13 protein-coding genes and 2 pseudogenes are annotated in these 18,216 nt (G+C 62.2%); 6 read left to right on the top strand and 9 right to left on the bottom strand.

Going from position 1 to position 18,216, the window contains the following annotated elements; all coding sequences use genetic code 11:
* Positions 1-1,349 precede the first annotated feature (1,349 nt).
* The 6 genes from paaK to paaF form a co-directional block, all read right to left on the bottom strand.
* Positions 1,350-2,675, bottom strand: a complete 1,326-nt coding sequence (gene paaK, locus AB4O16_RS07300; protein WP_460157401.1) for a phenylacetate--CoA ligase PaaK — start codon at positions 2,673-2,675, stop codon at positions 1,350-1,352.
* Between the two features lie 99 nt (positions 2,676-2,774).
* Positions 2,775-3,986, bottom strand: coding sequence for a 3-oxoadipyl-CoA thiolase (pcaF, locus tag AB4O16_RS07295; RefSeq protein ID WP_160387631.1), 1,212 nt, complete (start codon positions 3,984-3,986; stop codon positions 2,775-2,777).
* Positions 3,979-4,428: a hydroxyphenylacetyl-CoA thioesterase PaaI gene (paaI, locus tag AB4O16_RS07290; RefSeq protein WP_160387629.1), complete on the bottom strand. Its 450-nt coding sequence runs from the start codon at positions 4,426-4,428 to the stop codon at positions 3,979-3,981. Before paaI ends, pcaF begins: the two co-directional genes overlap by 8 nt.
* Positions 4,421-5,938: a 3-hydroxyacyl-CoA dehydrogenase PaaH gene (gene paaH / locus AB4O16_RS07285; RefSeq protein WP_460157400.1), complete on the bottom strand. Its 1,518-nt coding sequence runs from the start codon at positions 5,936-5,938 to the stop codon at positions 4,421-4,423. Before paaH ends, paaI begins: the two co-directional genes overlap by 8 nt.
* A 3-nt stretch (positions 5,939-5,941) precedes the next feature.
* A complete protein-coding gene (paaG, locus tag AB4O16_RS07280) occupies positions 5,942-6,733 on the bottom strand; it encodes a 2-(1,2-epoxy-1,2-dihydrophenyl)acetyl-CoA isomerase PaaG (protein ID WP_160387625.1) in 792 nt (263 codons plus the stop codon).
* Positions 6,734-6,772: 39 nt separating this feature from the next.
* The gene (gene paaF, locus AB4O16_RS07275; RefSeq protein WP_460157399.1) at positions 6,773-7,546 is read right to left on the bottom strand and encodes a 2,3-dehydroadipyl-CoA hydratase PaaF; all 774 of its coding nucleotides are present in this window, start codon (positions 7,544-7,546) and stop codon (positions 6,773-6,775) included.
* 348 nt (positions 7,547-7,894) lie between these two features.
* Between paaF and paaY the strand changes: the two genes are divergently transcribed.
* From paaY to feaR, 3 genes are all read left to right on the top strand, one after another.
* Positions 7,895-8,491 (top strand): phenylacetic acid degradation protein PaaY, encoded by a 597-nt coding sequence (gene paaY, locus AB4O16_RS07270; RefSeq protein ID WP_160387621.1) that lies wholly within the window; start codon positions 7,895-7,897, stop codon positions 8,489-8,491.
* 156 nt (positions 8,492-8,647) lie between these two features.
* Positions 8,648-9,571 (top strand): phenylacetic acid degradation operon negative regulatory protein PaaX, encoded by a 924-nt coding sequence (gene paaX, locus AB4O16_RS07265; protein WP_150715821.1) that lies wholly within the window; start codon positions 8,648-8,650, stop codon positions 9,569-9,571.
* Between the two features lie 86 nt (positions 9,572-9,657).
* Positions 9,658-10,572 carry a transcriptional regulator FeaR gene (gene feaR / locus AB4O16_RS07260; RefSeq protein ID WP_460157398.1) on the top strand — a complete coding sequence of 305 codons (915 nt, stop codon included), beginning with the start codon at positions 9,658-9,660 and terminating at the stop codon, positions 10,570-10,572.
* A 135-nt stretch (positions 10,573-10,707) separates the two neighbouring features.
* On the opposite strand, the pseudogene AB4O16_RS07255 reads toward feaR, so the two are convergent.
* The 3 genes and pseudogenes from AB4O16_RS07255 to tynA form a co-directional block, all read right to left on the bottom strand.
* A pseudogene (locus tag AB4O16_RS07255) lies at positions 10,708-10,944 on the bottom strand (copper amine oxidase); the annotation flags it as partial.
* Positions 10,945-11,117: 173 nt separating this feature from the next.
* Positions 11,118-11,354, bottom strand: a pseudogene (locus AB4O16_RS07250) (copper amine oxidase); the annotation flags it as partial.
* Between the two features lie 179 nt (positions 11,355-11,533).
* Entirely contained in the window at positions 11,534-13,822 is a 2,289-nt protein-coding gene (tynA, locus tag AB4O16_RS07245; RefSeq protein WP_460157397.1) for a primary-amine oxidase, read from the bottom strand.
* Between the two features lie 235 nt (positions 13,823-14,057).
* Between tynA and AB4O16_RS07240 the strand changes: the two genes are divergently transcribed.
* The 3 genes from AB4O16_RS07240 (at position 14,058) to AB4O16_RS07230 (ending at position 18,107) form a co-directional block, all read left to right on the top strand.
* Positions 14,058-14,558, top strand: coding sequence for a sigma-70 family RNA polymerase sigma factor (locus AB4O16_RS07240; protein ID WP_008049809.1), 501 nt, complete (start codon positions 14,058-14,060; stop codon positions 14,556-14,558).
* Between the two features lie 40 nt (positions 14,559-14,598).
* A complete protein-coding gene (locus AB4O16_RS07235) occupies positions 14,599-15,582 on the top strand; it encodes a FecR family protein (RefSeq protein ID WP_460157396.1) in 984 nt (327 codons plus the stop codon).
* Between the two features lie 98 nt (positions 15,583-15,680).
* Complete coding sequence (locus AB4O16_RS07230) at positions 15,681-18,107, top strand: TonB-dependent siderophore receptor (protein ID WP_460157395.1); 2,427 nt, start codon at positions 15,681-15,683, stop codon at positions 18,105-18,107.
* Positions 18,108-18,216 lie beyond the last annotated feature (109 nt).

Raw genomic sequence — 18,216 nt, 5'->3', positions numbered from 1 at the left:
TGCTTCGGTAACGGCCGCTTATGGTTTCGCCCTTACGGCGAGTCCCTTTTGGCAAACGCCCCAAAAGGAACCAAAAGGTCTCGCCCCTTGCGTCCGGCCCCTCGCTGTGGCTCGGCGTTCCTTCGCTCCGGTATTCATCTGGGGGCATCGCCCTCCGGTTGGCTTCGCTGGCACCTACATGCGATGAGTTCGACTGCGTCGAACGGCGCTGCGCGCCAATCCCCGGATGAACACCTCCACTCAGCCTTCCGAGGGGGCGGGTGGATCAAGATCAAGAGCTGCAGGCGAGCTAACGCTCGGCCTGATGAGTGGTGAAGAGCATGGGTGTACGCCGACCCTCTGTAGGAGCTGGCTTGCCAGCGATGGCGGCCTGACAGCCGACCAATCTCTCGCAGACATACCCGGATCCACTGTAGGAGCGAGCCTGCTCGCGAAAAACGTCCGGACAACGCGTGCTTCCAGACAGCTCGCGTCATCGTTGACGACCATCGCGAGCAGGCTCGCTCCCACAAGGGATATGTGTCGTTCACAAGACCTGTAGGAGCCGGCTTGCCGGCGATGGACGCCAGTGCGCCGCGTTTTTCCGGTTCTCGCGCGTCATCGTTGACGACCATCGCGAGCAGGCTCGCTCCCACAAGGGATATGTGCCGCTCACAAGACCTGTAGGAGCCGGCTTGCTGGCGATGGACGCCAGTGCGCCGCGTTTATCCGGTTCGCGCGCGTCATCGTTGCCGACCATCGCGAGCAGGCTCGCTCCCACAAGGGATATGTGCCGGTCACAAGACCTGTAGGAGCCGGCTTGCTGGCGATGGGCTCCAGTGCGCCGCGTTTATCCGGTTCTCGCGCGTCATCGTTGACGACCATCGCGAGCAGGCTCGCTCCCACAAGGGATATGTGTCGCTCACAAGACCTGTAGGAGCCGGCTTGCTGGCGATGGACGCCAGTGCGCCGCGTTTTTCCGGTTCTCGCGCGTCATCGTTGACGACCATCGCGAGCAGGCTCGCTCCCACAAGGGATATGTGTCGCTCACAAGACCTGTAGGAGCCGGCTTGCCGGCGATGGACGCCAGTGCGCCGCGTTTATCCGGTTCTCTCGCCTCATCGTTGCCGACCATCGCGAGCAGGCTCGCTCCCACAAGGGATATGTGCCGCTCACAAGACCTGTAGGAGCCGGCTTGCCGGCGATGGACTCCAGAGCGCCGCGTTTTTCCGGCTCTCTCGCGTCATCGTTGACATCCATCGCGAGCAGGCTCGCTCCCACAGAAACGCTGATGGGTGTGCACTCAAAAACCAAAAAAAAGCCCCGCAAAAGCGGGGCCATAAGGGGTGCAGCAGTCATGCTTTGGGAGGTCATGCTTTCGGGCGTTTATCCACCACGTGGCAAGCCTTGCCCTCGGATCGCTTGATCGAATGGAAGGGCTGCAAGACGATCCGCGAACTGATCCCGATGTACGTCTTGATGTGCTTGCTCAACTCCCCGCAAACAGCCTTCTGCTGTTCGTCGGTCAGGTGCTGGTGCTCGGCCTTGAGCTCGACATGCACATCAACGCTGTCCAGGTTGCCATTGCGATACAGATGGATCTCGTAGCACTCGGCAAGTTGTTTGATTTTGAGCACCTGTTCCTCGATCTGCGTCGGGAACACGTTGACGCCGCGGATGATCAGCATGTCGTCGCTGCGTCCGGTGATCTTGTCGATACGGCGCATCGGCCGCGCCGTACCCGGCAGCAGGCGCGTCAGGTCGCGGGTGCGGTAGCGGATCATCGGCAGGGCTTCTTTGCTGAGCGAGGTGAACACCAGTTCGCCCATCTGTCCGTCCGGCAGTACTTCGCCGGTGACCGGGTCGATGATTTCCGGGTAGAAGTGGTCTTCCCAGATGGTCGGGCCGTCCTTGGTTTCGGCGCATTCCATCGCCACGCCCGGGCCCATGATTTCCGACAGGCCGTAGATGTCCAGGGCGGTGATGCCCAGGCGTTGCTCGATGGCGCTGCGCAGTTCGGCGGTCCACGGCTCGGCGCCGAAGATGCCCAGGCGCAGGGCCAGTTTGTGCGGGTCGATGCCCTGGCGTTCGATTTCGTCGGCGATGTTGAGCATGTAGGACGGCGTGACCATGATGATGTCCGGCTGGAAATCCTTGATCAGTTGCACTTGCTTCTCGGTCTGGCCGCCGGACATCGGGATCACCGTGCAACCCAGGCGTTCGGCGCCGTAGTGCGCGCCGAGGCCGCCGGTGAACAGGCCGTAGCCGTAGGAAATGTGCACCTTGTCGCCGCGTCGGCCACCGGCGGCGCGGATCGAGCGCGCCACCACGTTGGCCCAGGTGTCGATGTCGTTCTGGGTGTAGCCGACTACGGTCGGTTTACCGGTGGTGCCGCTGGACGCGTGCAGGCGCACGATGTCGTTCATCGGCACGGCAAACATGCCGTAGGGGTAGTTGTCGCGCAGGTCGGACTTGGTGGTGAAAGGGAACTTCGCCAGGTCGTCGAGGGACTTGATGTCATCCGGATGCACGCCCAGCGCATCGAAACGCTGACGGTACAGCGGCACGTTGTTGTAGGCGTGGTTCAGGCTCCAGCGCAGGCGCTCCAGCTGATGCTGGCGCAACTCGTCGATGCTGGCGGTTTCCAGCGGGTCCAGCATTGGGCCGAGGGCGGCTTTGGCTATTGGCATGTTCATGTGTTCACTCGAATTGTTTTTGTGTTCCAGCCCTTTTGCACAAGGGCTTTGAGTGCATGCCCCAAGGATACCTCTCGGCTCCCTGGGAATCGCGATTCTTTAGTGGGATAGACGCTCGATGATCAGCGCGATCCCCTGGCCGACGCCGATGCACATGGTGCACAGGGCGTAGCGGCCATTGCGTTCCTCAAGCTCATGCAGGGCGGTGGTGACCAGGCGTGCGCCACTCATGCCCAGCGGGTGGCCCAGGGCGATGGCGCCGCCGTTGGGGTTGACCCGTGGGTCGGTGTCACTCAGGCCCAGTTCGCGCAATACCGCCAGGCCCTGTGCGGCGAAGGCTTCGTTGAGCTCGATCACGTCCATGTCGGCCAGGCTCAGGTTGGCCACTTCCAGCACTTTGCGCGTGGCCGGGACAGGGCCGATGCCCATGATGCGCGGTTCAACGCCAGCGGTGGCCATCGCGACAACGCGGCCCCGTGCGGTCAGACCGTGACGCTTGGCGACTTCTGGACTGGCCAGCAGCAATGCGCAGGCGCCGTCGTTAACCCCGGAGGCGTTGCCGGCGGTGATGCTGCCGCCTTCGCGGAACGGCGTACCCAGTTTGGCAAGCTGCTCAAGGGTGGTGTCGCCACGCGGGTGTTCGTCGTGCTCGACCACTTTGGCCGGGCCTTTGCGCTGCGGGATTTCCACGGCGACGATTTCTTTCGCCAGGCGCCCATTGGCCTGGGCGGCCGCTGCACGCTGCTGGCTGCGCAGGGCGAAGGCATCCTGGTCGGCCCGGGAAATGTTGAACTGTTCGGCGACGTTCTCCGCCGTTTCCGGCATGGAGTCGATGCCGTAGGCCTTTTTCATCAACGGATTGACGAAGCGCCAGCCGATGGTGGTGTCGAACATCTCGGCTGCGCGGGAAAACGCCTGCTCGGCCTTGCCCACCACCAGCGGTGCGCGGGACATGGATTCGACGCCACCGACCAGCATCAGCCCGGTTTCGCCGCTGCGAATGGCGCGGGCGGCGGTGCCGATGGCATCCAGCCCGGAGCCGCACAGGCGGTTGAGGGTGGTGCCTGGCACGCTCACCGGCAGCCCGGCCAGCAGCGCCGACATGCGCGCGACGTTGCGGTTGTCTTCGCCGGCCTGGTTGGCGCAGCCGTAGATCACGTCGTCGACCGTGTTCCAGTCGACCTGCGGGTGACGGCGCAGCAGTTCGCGCAGCGGCACCGCGCCGAGGTCGTCGGCGCGCACGCTGCTCAGGACGCCGGCGTAGCGGCCGATGGGGGTGCGGACGGCGTCGATGATCAGGGCGTCATTCATTCGGGTTCTCCTGCGTCAGCACCGGGCCGCGCACTTTGTAGGATTTGCCATGGAACAGGGCGATCAACTGGCCCTGCTGGTTTTCGATGCGTACGTCGTAGTTGCCGGTGCGCCCGGAACGGCTCTGCTCGATGCAGTCGGCGTTCAGCGTGTCGCCCAGGCGTGCCGGGGCGATGTAGTCGATGCTGCAACCGATGGCCACGGTGGCTTCGTTGTAGCTGTTGCAGGCAAAGGCGAACGCCGAGTCGGCCAGCGCGAACAGGTAGCCGCCGTGGCAGGTGCCATGGCCCTGGACCATGTCGGCGCGCACGGTCATGCCGACCCGGGAGCAACCGGGGCCGGCCGACAGCAGGCGCATGCCCATGGCCTGACTGGCGGCGTCGCGCTGGAACAGTGTTTGTGCGCAGTCGCTGGCCAGCGACATGGCTTCATGGTTAGTCATGGAAGTTTCTCCCTTCGGCAACCCGACGGCGCAGCAACAGCGACGGCCGGTAGCGTTCTTCGCCATAACTGGCTTGCAGGTTTTCCAGCACGTTGAGGATGTGCGCCAGACCGATCGCATCCGCCCAGGCCAGCGGCCCCTGTGGATAATTGACCCCGGCGCGCATGGCCAGGTCGATGTCGGCGGCCGAGGCCACGCCTTGCAGCAGGGCGTCGGCGGCTTCGTTGGCAAGCATGGCGACGGTGCGCAGCACTGCCAGCGCCGGGCTGTCGCTGAGCAGGCTGACCTTGAGTCCAGCCTGTTGCAGCAGGGCAACGCCTTGTTCGAGTGCCAGCGGATCGATACCTGCCGCATGGCTGATGGCGATGCGTTTGGCGTTACCGTAATCGAGCGCCAGATCCAGCAGGATCAGGTTGCGCAGCCCGTCTTCGCGAGCGCGCTGGCAGGTCATGCGTCCGTCGCTCAAGGCCAGCACGGCGTCACCGACGCGCAGCAAGCCTTGACCATCGCGCTGGATGATCTCGACGCCTTGTTCATGCAAGCGTGCGAGCATGCCTTTAGCGATACCGAGGTCGCCTTCCACAGCACAAACCTCGACCTTCGCAGCGCTGTTGATTTCAGCGGCGTGCGGGCGCTCCGCACCTTGGGCATAGCTGTAGAAACCCTGACCGCTCTTGCGTCCCAGGCGCCCGCCGTCCACCAGCTCTTTCTGGATCAGCGACGGCAGGAAGCGGGTGTCCTGGTAATAGGCGTCGAATACCGAACAGGTCACCGCATAGTTGACGTCGTGGCCGATCAGGTCGGTCAGCTCGAAAGCACCCATGGCAAACCCACCGGCCTCACGCATCAGCGCATCCAGGGTCGAGGAATCCGCAGCACCTTCCTGCAACAGACGCAGGCTCTCGGCATAGAACGGCCGGGCCACGCGGTTGACGATGAAGCCCGGCGTCGAACGGGTGTGCACCGGTTTTTTGCCCCAGGCCTTGGCCGTGTCGTACAGGCATTCGGCAAGGGCTGGATCGCTGGCCAGGCCGGAAACGATTTCCACTAGCGCCATCACCGGCGCCGGGTTGAAGAAGTGCAGGCCGAGCAGGCGCTCTGGATGCTCAAGCTGTGCGGCGATGCTGGTGATCGACAGCGACGAGGTGTTGCTGGCGAGGATGCAATGCGTGCCGCAGATGCCTTCGAGCTGGCGGAACAGCGCACGCTTGACCTCGAGATTCTCGACGATCGCTTCGATGATCAAATCGCAATCGGCCAGCGCCTCGATAGCTTCCACGGCTTGCAGGCGGGCAATCGTTGCATTGCGCGACTCGGCGGCCAGTTTGCCGTTCTCGACCCGTTTGCCCAGTTGCCGGTCGATGCCTTCAATGGCCTGAGCGGCAGCGCCAGGGCGGTTGTCCAGCAGCAGCACCGGATGACCGGCCTGGGCCGCGACCTGGGCGATCCCTGCGCCCATGGCGCCGGCGCCGATCACGGCGATGCGTGCAGATGTGTTCAGTGCGCTCATGACTCAGCGTCCCTTGAAAACGGCGGTGCGTTTTTCCATGAAGGCGCCGACGCCTTCGCGGTAATCCTCGCTGCGCCCGGCCAGGCGTTGCAGGTCGCGTTCCAGCTCGAGTTGTTCGTCGAAGCTGTTGCTCATGCTCGCGTTGAGGCTGCGTTTGATCAGCGCCAGGCCGTAAGTCGGCTGAGTCGCCAGGTGGCGCGCCAGTTTCAGTGCTTCGTCGCGCAAATCGGCGTCGTCCACACACTGGTAGATCAAGCCCCATTGCTCGGCTTGTTCGGCGCTCAGGCGGTTGCCCAGCAGTGCAAGGGCCTTGGCCCGAGCCATGCCAACCAGGCGCGGCAGGGTCCAGGTGCCGCCGGAATCGGGGATCAGGCCGATCTTGCAGAACGCCTGGATGAAGCTGGCAGAGCGCGCGGCCAGGACCAGGTCGCAGGCCAGCGGAATGTTGGCGCCGGCGCCGGCCGCCACGCCGTTGACCGCACAGATCACCGGCAGCGGCAGGTCGCGCAACTGGCGGATCAGTGGGTTGTAGAACTTCTCGATGGACTCGCCCAGGTCCGGCACGGCGCTGCCCGGCGCGACATTGCGGTCGCTCAGGTCCTGCCCGGCGCAGAAGCCGCGACCTTCACCGGTCAGCAGCAGGACGCGCACGTCCGGGTTCTGCCGCACTTGCTTGAGCGCTTCCTTCACTTCGCCATGCATCTGGGTGTTGAAGCTGTTGAGCTGGTCCGGCCGGTTGAGGCTGAGCAGGGCGACGCCGGCCTCGATGGAAAACAGGATGTGTTCGAAGTTCATGGTCTTGGCGCTCTCTTGGCGGTCGTTCGAATTCTGGGATTACTGACCGGTAAAGGTCGGCGTGCGCTTTGCCTGGAAGGCAGCGATGCCCTCGTCGCGGTCGCGGGTGCCGGCCAACACGGTGAAGGCGTGGCGCTCGAAACGCAGGCCGCTGGCGAGGTCGGTGTCCATGGCCTTGAGCAGCGACTCCTTGGCCAGGCGCACGGCCAGCGGTGCCTTGGCGGCGATGCTGCGGGCGATGTGCAGGGCGCGCTCGACAGTGAACTCCGGCTGGGTCACTTCGCTGACCAGGCCGGCGCGCTGGGCCTGGCGGGCATCGATCGGCTCGCCGGTGAGCACCATCTGCATGGCCATGGACTTGCCGACGGCGCGCAGCAGGCGTTGGGTGCCACCGGCGCCGGGCATGATCCCGAGGTTGATTTCCGGCTGGCCGAAGCGCGCGTCAACACCTGCAATGATGATGTCGGCGTGCATCGCCAGTTCGCAGCCACCGCCGAGGGCGAAGCCGTTGACGGCGGCGATCAGCGGTTTGCTGAAGCGCGTGATGGTTTGCCACGAGGCCTGGCGCGGGTCGTCGAGGATGCCGACCAGGTTGCGCTCGGCCATCTCCTTGATGTCGGCACCGGCGGCGAAGGCCTTGCGGCTTCCGGTCAGGACCACGGCGCGGGTGTCCGGGTCGGCTTGCGCGGCATTCAGTTCGTCGGCCAGTTCGCCCAGCAACTCGGTGGTCAGGGCGTTCAGGGCCTGCGGGCGCTGCAGGGTAATCAGGCGGACGCCAGGCTCGATCAATTCGACGGCAAGGGTTAGAGGCATGGCGGATGCTCTCACGGTGCAGGCTCGGCGTGGTGCCGGCTCGTTATTGGATCGGCCGCAGGGGCCGGTTTTGCCCAAGTATAGCTGCAACGTGATACGTAAATGCAATATGAAAATAGATTTAATGTGTCTTATTGGTGATGATTTTGATTTGAGCGTCTCCTGGTGTATGAGCGCTTTTAGTGGTTTTTTCCCAGCGTTTATTGGATTTTAGCCTGATTTTTGTGTGCCGTTTGCATTCGTCGGAAATTGCTGTTTCAAGTGATACGCTTTTTAGTCTTTGTGATTGTAAAAGTGATGTGATACAAAATGAGTAATTATTTGCATCGCTTTGTGAAGGACGCTTTCATGACCTGCTACAGCCTTGGTGGCCTGACTCCGGTGGTTGACCCGAGCGCCTATGTGCATCCATCCGCCGTATTGATCGGTGACGTGATCATCGGTCCGCATTGCTATGTCGGTCCGCTGGCCAGCCTGCGCGGCGACTTCGGGCGGATCGTGCTGGAGGAGGGCGCCAACCTGCAGGACACCTGCGTGATGCACGGCTTCCCCGACAGCGACACCGTGGTCGAGCGCAACGGCCACATCGGCCATGGCGCGGTGCTGCACGGATGCCGGATCGGCGCCGACGCGTTGGTGGGCATGAATGCGGTGGTGATGGACAACGCCCGGATCGGTCCGCGTTCATTCGTTTCGGCGGCGGCGTTCGTCAAGGCCGGCTTCGAATGCCCAGAGCAGTCACTGGTCATGGGCGCACCGGCCAGCGTCAAGCGCACCCTCAGCGATCAGGAAGTGGCGTGGAAACAGGCCGGTACTCGGGAATATCAGCAACTGGCCCAGCGTTGCCTTACGCAGATGCAGGTCTGCGAACCGCTGAGCGAACCGGAGCCGGATCGCCCGCGGATCAGCGACAGCGGGTTGCGGCCGAAAGGCAGCAGCCTGTGAACACGGACCCTTGTAGGAGCCGGCTTGCTGGCGAAGGTGGGTCAGCTACCTTGGCGTTGACTGACACACCATCGCCAGCAAGCCGGCTCCTACAAGGGGTTGGGCTTAACCGGCCGGCTTTCGGTATATTCCTTTTCTTTTTTCCACGGAACGCCCATGTCGTCCCTGACTCCCTTGAACCATCTGATTACCCGCTTCCAGGAACAGACGCCGATCCGCGCCAGCTCCTTGATCATCACGTTGTACGGGGATGCCATCGAACCCCATGGCGGCACCGTGTGGCTGGGCAGCCTGATTCAATTGCTCGAACCGATCGGCATCAACGAACGGCTGATCCGCACCTCGATTTTTCGCCTGACCAAGGAAGGCTGGCTGACCGCCGAGAAAGTCGGCCGCCGCAGCTACTACAGCCTGACCGGCACCGGTCGCCGGCGTTTCGACAAGGCCTTCAAGCGGGTCTACAGCACCACGATGCCGGCCTGGGATGGTTCCTGGTGCCTGGTGATGCTCTCGCAGCTGACCCAGGACAAACGCAAACAGGTGCGCGAGGAGCTGGAGTGGCAAGGTTTTGGTGCGATTTCGCCGATGGTGCTGGCCTGTCCGCGCAGTGACCGTTCCGATGTCAACGCGACGCTGCTCGACCTCGGCGCCCAGGAAGACACCATCGTCTTCGAAACCACCGCGCAAGACGTGCTGGCCTCCAAGGCGCTGCGCCTGCAAGTGCGCGAGAGTTGGAACATCGAGGAACTGGCAACCCACTACAGTGAATTCATTCAGCTGTTCCGGCCGCTCTGGCAGGCGCTTCGCGAGCAGGAAAACCTGCAACCGTCCGACTGCTTCCTGGCGCGGATCCTGCTTATTCATGAATACCGCAAGCTGCTGCTGCGCGACCCGCAGCTGCCGGACGAATTGTTGCCCGGCGATTGGGAAGGCCGTGCGGCCCGGCAGTTGTGCCGCAACATTTACCGTTTGATCTATGCCAAGGCCGAGGAATGGCTGAACAGTGCACTGGAAACCGCCGACGGACCGTTGCCGGATGTGGGCGAGAGTTTTTATCGGCGGTTTGGCGGGTTGAAGTAAGCCCGTCGCCGATCAGGGAGAGTCGCTGTTCAGGAGAACCTGTGTTTTGACGTAGACAATAAAAATAAGCCTGCGTGAGGCCTGACATGATTTCTACAAACGCACAGCGCCATGATGGGTTCGATCAGTGGATCCATCAGATCAACCAGATCTGCGGCGCCTTCAATGCACAACCCCTGGGCAGCGAGTTTGCCGGGCGCATCCGCGAATACCAGAGCGATGCGCTCAAACTCAGTTTCGTCGACGCATGCCAGGCGCGTTTGTACCGCACGCCCCAGGAAGTCGCGGCGGGCGAGGGCGGCAAGTATTTTGCGGTGTTCCAGCTCGACGGCACGGCGGGCATGGCCCAGGGCGACGACAAGGTCTTGCTGTCCCCCGGCGACATCACGCTGATCGATGCCGCGCGACCCAGCGACTTCACCTACAGCGAAAACTCCCGGCAGTTGTCGTTGATCCTGCCGTACCAACTGGTCGAGCAAACCCTGCGCTTCAATCAGGTCAAGTGCGGCCACCGGATTGCCGCGACTTCGCCCATCGCCATGCTCTCGCACCGGCTGATCCTCGATGCCACCCGCCAGCAGCACCTGACCCGACAGGAAAGCGAAGCGACCCTTGAGGCGATCGTCAGCCTGCTGCGCCCGGCCATCAGCCAGACCGACGATTGCGAGGATTCCCACGAGCGGATCTTCCGCAAGACGCTCAAGTTCATCGACGAACACATCCGCTCCGAAGACCTCTGCCCGGAATGGCTGGCGCGGGAAGTCGGCATGTCCACCCGCGGCCTGTACCGGATGTTTGCCAAGAAGGGACTGGTGGTGGCGCGTTACATCAAGAACCGCCGCCTGGACCTGTGCGCCGAATCCCTGCGCCAATCGGGCAAGGAACAGAAGTTGTCGGTGTTGGGTTATTCGTGGGGGTTCTCCGATTCGAGCTACTTCTCCACCGCGTTCAAAACGCGCTTCGGCATTGCGCCGGGGGAGTATCGCAAGCGGTATGCCTGATCGGTTGCCTGAGCACCGAATAACCCTGTGGGAGCGGGCTTGCCCGCGATAGCGGTGGATCAGTGACAATGATGTCGACTGACACTCCGTCATCGCGGGCAAGCCCGCTCCCACAGGGTTATGTGTATTGCCCGATTACTTCGGTGCGTTGAGGTTCAACGTTGGCGTTTCATCGAAGAAGTTCCACGGCTTCAACAGCCAGACCACGTCGTCGGTGTTCTCGATGGAGTGGTTGTCCTGGGTGAACTGCCCCAGGCCCGAGTCCTTGTCCGAGCGGTTCGGGTACTTGCCTTCCGGGTATTTTTCCTCGGGGTTGTATTGCGTCACCCACAGCTGCTTGTCCATGAAGCTCAGGCGGTGGTACAGCCATTCTCTCCACGGCGTTCAAAAGGGGAGTATCGCAAGCGGAATGCCTGATCGGTTGCCTGAACACCGAATAACCCTGTGGGAGCGGGCTTGCCCGCGATAGCGGTGGATCAGTAACAATGATGTCGACTGACACTCCGTCATCGCGGGCAAGCCCGCAGATTATATGTATTGCCCGATTACTTCGGTGCGTTGAGGTTCAACGTTGGCGTTTCATCGAAGAAGTTCCACCGCTTCAACAGCCAGACCACGTCGTCGGTGTTCTCGATGGAGTGGTTGTCCTGGGTGAACTGGCCCAGCCCCGAGTCCTTGTCCGAGCGGTTCGGGTACTTGCCTTCCGGGTATTTTTCCTCGGGGTTGTATTGCGTCACCCATAGTTGCTTGTCCATGAAGCTCAGGCGGTGGTACAGCCATTCTCTCCACGGCGTTCAAAAGGGGAGTATCGCAAGCGGTATGCCTGATCGGTTGCCTGAGCACCGAATAACCCTGTGGGAGCGGGCTTGCCCGCGATAGCGGTGGATCAGTGACAATGATATCGACTGACACTCCGTCATCGCGGGCAAGCCCGCTCCAACAGGTTATATGTATTGCCCGGTTACTTCGGTGCGTTGAGGTTCAAGGTCGGCGTTTCATCGAAGAAGTTCCACGGCTTCAACAGCACATGCACCCATTCGGTCGGCATGATCGGCCATTCTTCGGCGCGGGCGATGTGGGTGGTGCCGGTGGTCAGCCAGACCACGTCATCGGTGTTCTCGATGGAGTGGTTGTCCTGGGTGAACTGGCCCAGGCCCGAGTCTTTGTCCGAGCGGTTCGGGTACTTGCCTTCCGGGTATTTTTCCTCGGGGTTGTATTGCGTCACCCACAGCTGCTTGTCCATGAAACTCAGGCGGTGGTAGAGCCATTCGTCCTTGCCGAAGTTGGCGCCCTTGGCCACCGGGTGCGTGCCGCCGGCATAAGGAATCAACTGGTAGGAAACCGGGTTGCCGACCTTGTTCTCCTTGCTGAAGTTGGTCAGCAGGCGCACGGTCGACGGGTCGAATTTCTGCGCCGCCTGTTGCTCGGTGCCGACCACTTTGGTCTCGGTCTGCATGGTGCTGGTGCGCGGGCCGCCACGGTCGTTCGGCAACACCACCGGGTTCACTTCCACCAGTGAGTTCTGCTCGCCGTCCACGTCCATGTCGAGGCGGAAGTTGTAGATGTGCTGGTGCGTGGTGCCGACGATGTTGTGATCGAGCAGGGTGCCGTAGCGCGTGTCTTCCTTGGCGGTGTCTTCGTGCATGGTTTTCGATTTCACGCCCTTGACCGCTTCGATGCCGGTGGCGCCGGCGTCGATGCCGATGGTGCCGTTCTGCTGGAAGACCCAGTCGAAGATGTAGTCGTAGTTGCCCACGGTGCTGATCCAGCGCACCACCAGTTCACGGCGCTCGGTGCTGAGGTTGGGTTGGCCCATTTCCTGGTGCTTGTATTCGGGGCCGGCGTAGCGTTCGAACACCGCCATGGCGCGCGGGATCGCGGTCGGTGCGCCGGTGTAGTCGGCGATGGTGGCGTCCAGCAGCACGGCGTTCTCCGGGGCGTCTTTGCCACGGGCGATCGGTGAAGTCAGGGTGCCCATGCCGTAGTCGCCGGAGTCGAGGTAGGCCTTGAAGTACCAGCCGATATCCGGGTCGCCGTAAGGCACGATCATGCCGCCCAGCGAGCCTTCGTACATGATCTTGCGTTTTTTGCCCTTGTCGTCGTAGGTGACGGTGGACAGGATCGGGCCGACCCGCGAATCGAGGCGAACGTGGAAGTCCCAGTTCTGCCAGTGAATGCTGTTGCCGCTGATGGTGTAGTTCTTGCCCTCGGGCTCGATGATTTCCAGCGGCTTGACGGCGACGCCCTGGCGTCCGCGACCGTCATACGGTGTAGGTTTCATCGGCACCGGGATCAGCGCTTCGTCTTCGATCTTGATCAGCTTCTTCTGTTCCAGGTCGACAATCGCCACCAGGCCCTCGATCGGGTGCGCCCAGTAGTTGCCGTCACCGGTGTCGAGGTAGCTGACGATTTTCAACAGGCGCTTGTCCTGCGCCAGGCCATCCTTGCCGTCGAAGTAACCGACGGTCAGCGGCGTGGCCACGACCTTCTTCACGTCATTGATGCCGCGCTTGGCGAGGGCCTGGGCGTATTCCGGGCTGGACTCGACGGCTGATTGCACCGTGGCGAAATCATCCAGCAGGACCATGCCGTGGGCGCCTTCGATCGGCTTCCAGGACTTGAGTTCTTTCTTGTCGAGGTCGACCAGCGCTTCGATCACGTGCTTGCCGTCGAGCACGACGATGCTCGCCTGGCGCGGTTGCGCGACGTTCTGCCCGGTGAACACGAAGTTCCACACCTGATCCTTCGGCGGCTCCTTGACCGAGACTTCGGTGAAGCGAAAACCGGGTTTGTAGTTTTCCGATTGCTTGACGATGTCCACGGCCGTGGTGATTTCGCCTGCGCTCAGGGGATTGAGCGGGTTGGGGCGGGTCTCGACGACGAAGGTCTTGTCCAGCCCGGACTGGAACACCTGGTTGATGAAGTCGGTGGACATGAACGCCGTATGGTCCTTGAACACCACCGGCACGGTCAGCTCGATGCGCTTGCCGTTGAGCATCGCCACTTTGCTGTCGGGCTTGACCTTGAGATAGACCCCGTCCTTGGCAATGGTGAACAGGTTGGCGTAATCGTCCCATTTCACCGTGGCGCCAAAGGCCTCCAGACCCGCCTGCAGCGGCACCATGTCGGCGTGACCGCCGTGGGCCTGGGCCGTGTTCGCCCAGAAAGGCAGGCCGAGGGCGCTCAGGGTGACGGCCAGGGCGAGGCGGGCAAGCGGTGTTCTTTTGGGCGATGCTTTGGCGCTGAACATGGGTGAATTCCTGGGGAAAAGCCGGGTACGGGCACTCATGCACTTTGTTACAACTGGTCAATGGATGCTTTTGAATGCCTGCCAGATTTCTTTGGTTGCGTGCCGCCATTGAGCTTTGCTGACGAAATGCACAATGGCAAGCAGACAAAGTGCCCGACCAAGGGGGACTGCTAACCATTGCTTCAAGTTAATAGGAAGCATTACTATTCGCGCCCAGCCTCCACAGCACACCGCAATGACCCTCAAGCTGCCCCGCAGACACGGCTTTTTCGAGCACTACGAAGAGTTGGTTGGCACCTGGACCCGTCGCCTGAGGAATCGTCAGCAGGCCGAGGACCTGGCCCACGATACCTTCGTGCGGGTGCTTGAGTCCGATTCGGCGGCGGTGCAACAGCCTCGGGCGTATTTGCACCAGACCGCGCGCAACATCGCCGTGGATGGTTATCGGCGTGAGGACCGGCGGGGCGCCATGGAGTCAGAGGCGATTGATCTCAGTGAGTCGCCGACCGGCGACCCGGAGCATTTCATGCACGCGATCCAGTTGGCGGATTCCATCGAACGGGCGCTTACCGAGCTGCCGGTCAACTGCCGCAAGGTGTTTGTCTGGCAGAAAATCGAGGGCCTGACCCAGGCCGAAATCGCCGAACGACTGGGACTGTCCAAGAACATGGTGGAAAAGTATATGATCCGCACGCTTCGGCACCTGCGTGATCGCCTGGACGGGTTGCAATCATGATTGCCCCTGCCTTCTCCTCCCCGGCCAAACAGGAACTTCCATGATGGATACTCGTGATTGTGCGTGCGGGCAAACGACGGTGCGCGATGAGGCGGCGCAGTGGTTTGTGCGTTTGCAGGAACCTGTCGTCGATGTCGAACTGCGTCACCGGTTTCAGGCCTGGCTGGACGAACACCCTCAGCACCGAAACGAATTCGAACTGCTCCAGGATTTGTGGAGCGCCGCCGACCTGGTGCCGTCGGCGCGTTTGCGTGCCCTGTGTGAAACCCCGCCAGCCCTGAAAAAACCTCGTCCGGTGCTGCGTTATGCGGTTGCCGCCAGCGTGCTCGCGGTGGCGCTCGGCCTGGGCTTGTTCAGTGGCTTGAGTGGTCCGGCGCCTTACACGGCGGAGTTTTCGACGGCCCTGAATGAGCGGCGCCAGGTGGAATTGCCGGACGGTTCGGTGGTGGACCTGGACAGCCGCAGCCGGATTCAGGTGCGCTTTGAAAAGGACCGACGCAACGTCGAGCTGAGCGAAGGCGAAGCGATGTTCAGCGTCGAGCACGACACCCGCCGGCCATTCGTGGTCGCGGCGGGCAGTGGCAAGGTCACGGTCACCGGCACCCGCTTCGACGTGCGTCGCGGTGCCGGCGAAACCCGGGTGGTGGTGGAGCAGGGCACCGTCAGGGTCCAGGGACGCGAGGCCGCCGACAACGATTTCATCAATCTGACCGCAGGCCTTGGCACCCACGTCGATGCCCGGGGCAAGGTTGCCGCCGCCTACGCGGCCAACCCGGCGGAAATGACCGCCTGGCGCAGCGGCAAGCTGGTGTTCAACAACGCCAGCCTGGCCGACGTCGCCGAGCAGGTCTCGCGTTATCGGGAGAGGCCGCTGAAAGTCGGCAACGCGGCAGTGGGCAATCTGCGCCTGACCAGCGTGTTCAAATCCGACAACACCGACGCGCTGCTCAAGGCCTTGCCGAACATCCTGCCGGTGGCCGTGCGCACCCTTGGCGATGGCAGCCAGGAAATAATTTCAAAATAAAATTCAGGTTTTTTTCGAGTTCATCGTCTTCCTGTTCAACTGCAACTGGTTTGCATTAACAAGCGCACACTCTTGCGATCCACAGGACTACGTTCGACGTGAAAAACTCCACCGCTAAAAACAACAAACTCCCCTGGTTGCCGCTGGCCCTCGCGCTGGCGGTCAACGTTGCGCTGCCCCAGGCCTATGCGGCCGACGGCATCCATATCCCGGCGCAACCATTGGGACAGGCACTGAGTCAGTTGGGCCAGCAAACCTCGCTTCAGGTGTTCTTCAGCCCTGAACTGGTCGCTGGCAAGCAGGCCCCGGCGGTGGATGGCAACCTTTCCCCGGAAGACGCGCTGCGCCAGTTGCTGCAAGGCAGCGGCCTGCAATACCAGATCGATGAAGGTTCGGTGACCCTGATGCCGGCGCCGACTGCCGCGGCCAACGGTCCATTGGAACTGGGCGTGACTGACATCAAGGTCGTCGGCGACTGGCTCGACAATGCCGATGCGGCCTTGGTACAGAACCATCCGGGCGCACGAACGGTGGTCCGTCGCGAAGCCATGATCGAGCAGGGCGCGATGAACGTCGGCGACGTGTTGAAACGCGTGCCGGGCGTACAGGTGCAAGAAGCCAATGGCACCGGTGGCAGTGACATTTCCCTGAACGTCGGTGTGCGTGGCCTGACCTCGCGCCTGTCGCCGCGCTCCACCGTGCTGATCGACGGCGTGCCGGCGGCGTTCGCCCCTTACGGCCAGCCGCAGTTGTCCATGGCGCCGATTTCCTCGGGCAACCTCGACAGCATCGACGTGGTGCGCGGTGCCGGTTCCGTACGCTACGGACCACAAAACGTCGGTGGCGTGATCAACTTCGTGACCCGCGCGATCCCGGAACAAGCCTCCGCTGAAATCGGCACCACCCTGGAAACCTCGCAGCACGGTGGCTGGAAGCACATCGACACCGCGTTCATGGGCGGCACCGCCGACAACGGCATGGGCGTGGCGCTGCTGTACTCCGGCGTGAACGGCAACGGTTACCGTGAAAGCAACAACGGCAACGACATCGACGACGTGATCCTCAAGACTCACTGGGCACCGACCGATTACGACGATTTCAGCCTTAACTTTCACTACTACGATGCCAAGGCCGACATGCCCGGTGGCCTGACCCAGGCGCAGTACGACGCCGATCCGTTCCAGTCCGACCGCAACAACGACAACTTCAGCGGCCGCCGCAAGGACGTGTCGTTCAAGTGGGCGCGACAGATCGACGACCGCACCCAGGCTGAAGTGCTGACTTACTACACCGACAGTTTTCGTGGCAGCAACATTGCCGCACGCGATCAGAAGACCCTCGGCTCGTTTCCGCGGACCTACTACACCTTCGGCATCGAGCCGCGGGTGTCCCATGTGTTCGACGTCGGCCCCACCACCCAGGAAGTCAGTGTCGGCTATCGCTACCTGAAGGAGGCCATGCACGAGGAGGCCAGCCGCCTCGGGCTGAACAGCAACAACGAGCCGGTCGTGACCAAGGCCTCGGACGGCCACGTGTATCAGGACCGTACCGGTGGCACCGAGGCCAACTCGGTGTATGTCGATAACAAGATCGACGTCGGCAACTGGACCGTCACGCCGGGTATCCGTTTCGAGCACATCAGCACCGACTGGCATGATCGCCCGGTACTCGATACCGCCGGCAAGCGTGTACCGGAAAAGAAACGCAGCATCGAAAGCAACGAGCCGCTGCCGGCCCTGAGCGTGATGTACCACATGTCCGATGCCTGGAAGCTGTTCGCCAACTACGAAACCTCGTTCGGCGCCCTGCAGTATTTCCAGCTCGGCCAGGGCGGTTCGGGTGACAACCCCGCCAATGGCCTGGAGCCGGAGAAGGCCAAGACCTACGAGATCGGCACGCGCTACAACGATGATGTGTGGGGCGGTGAAGTGACGCTGTTCTACATCGACTTCGATAAAGAACTGCAATACATCAGCAACGATGCGGGCTGGACCAACCTCGGCGCGACCACCCACCGGGGGATCGAAGCGTCGGTGCACTACGACATGGCGGCACTGGACCCACGCCTCGACGGCCTGACCGCCAATGCCGGTTTCACTTACACCCGCGCTGTCTATGAAGGCGATATTCCCGACTTCAAGGGCCGCGACCTGCCGTTCTACTCGCGTCAGGTAGCGACTGCCGGGCTGCGTTACGACATCAACCGCTGGACTTACAACCTCGACGCCTTCGCCCAGTCCAAGCAGCGCTCGCCAGGCGTGGCGGTGAACGCCGACGGTAGTTTCAGCAACAACTACATCACCGAAGGCACCGCCGACGGCCAGTACGGCGACATTCCGGGTTACGTGACCTGGAACGTGCGCAGTGGCTATGACTTTGGTCCGCAGGTGTCGAACCTCAAGGTTGGCGCCGGGGTGAAAAACATCTTCGACAAGCAGTACTTCACCCGCTCCAGCGACAACAACTCGGGCATGTACGTCGGCGCGCCGCGCACGTTCTTTGTGCAGGCCAGTGTCGGGTTCTGATAGACCGAGTGGACTTCATCGCTGGCAAGCCAGCTCCTACAGTTGATCAGCGGCGTACACCAATAATGTGTTCGCAGGATCCCTTGTAGGAGCCGGCTTGCTGGCGATG

Source organism: Pseudomonas sp. S2_H10, from assembly GCF_054668285.1.
The sequence above is the reverse complement of the archived record's forward strand: the minus strand, read 5'-3'. Positions and strand labels throughout refer to the sequence as shown.

What these genes read in the sequence shown, in the direction of transcription:
- paaK (WP_460157401.1), bottom strand. Translation starts at nt 2,675, where the DNA reads ATGAACATGCCAATAGCCAAAGCCGCCCTCGGCCCAATGCTGGACCCG.
- pcaF (WP_160387631.1), bottom strand. Translation starts at nt 3,986, where the DNA reads ATGAATGACGCCCTGATCATCGACGCCGTCCGCACCCCCATCGGCCGC.
- paaI (WP_160387629.1), bottom strand. Translation starts at nt 4,428, where the DNA reads ATGACTAACCATGAAGCCATGTCGCTGGCCAGCGACTGCGCACAAACA.
- paaH (WP_460157400.1), bottom strand. Translation starts at nt 5,938, where the DNA reads ATGAGCGCACTGAACACATCTGCACGCATCGCCGTGATCGGCGCCGGC.
- paaG (WP_160387625.1), bottom strand. Translation starts at nt 6,733, where the DNA reads ATGAACTTCGAACACATCCTGTTTTCCATCGAGGCCGGCGTCGCCCTG.
- paaF (WP_460157399.1), bottom strand. Translation starts at nt 7,546, where the DNA reads ATGCCTCTAACCCTTGCCGTCGAATTGATCGAGCCTGGCGTCCGCCTG.
- paaY (WP_160387621.1), top strand. Translation starts at nt 7,895, where the DNA reads ATGACCTGCTACAGCCTTGGTGGCCTGACTCCGGTGGTTGACCCGAGC.
- paaX (WP_150715821.1), top strand. Translation starts at nt 8,648, where the DNA reads ATGTCGTCCCTGACTCCCTTGAACCATCTGATTACCCGCTTCCAGGAA.
- feaR (WP_460157398.1), top strand. Translation starts at nt 9,658, where the DNA reads ATGATTTCTACAAACGCACAGCGCCATGATGGGTTCGATCAGTGGATC.
- tynA (WP_460157397.1), bottom strand. Translation starts at nt 13,822, where the DNA reads ATGTTCAGCGCCAAAGCATCGCCCAAAAGAACACCGCTTGCCCGCCTC.
- AB4O16_RS07240 (WP_008049809.1), top strand. Translation starts at nt 14,058, where the DNA reads ATGACCCTCAAGCTGCCCCGCAGACACGGCTTTTTCGAGCACTACGAA.
- AB4O16_RS07235 (WP_460157396.1), top strand. Translation starts at nt 14,599, where the DNA reads ATGATGGATACTCGTGATTGTGCGTGCGGGCAAACGACGGTGCGCGAT.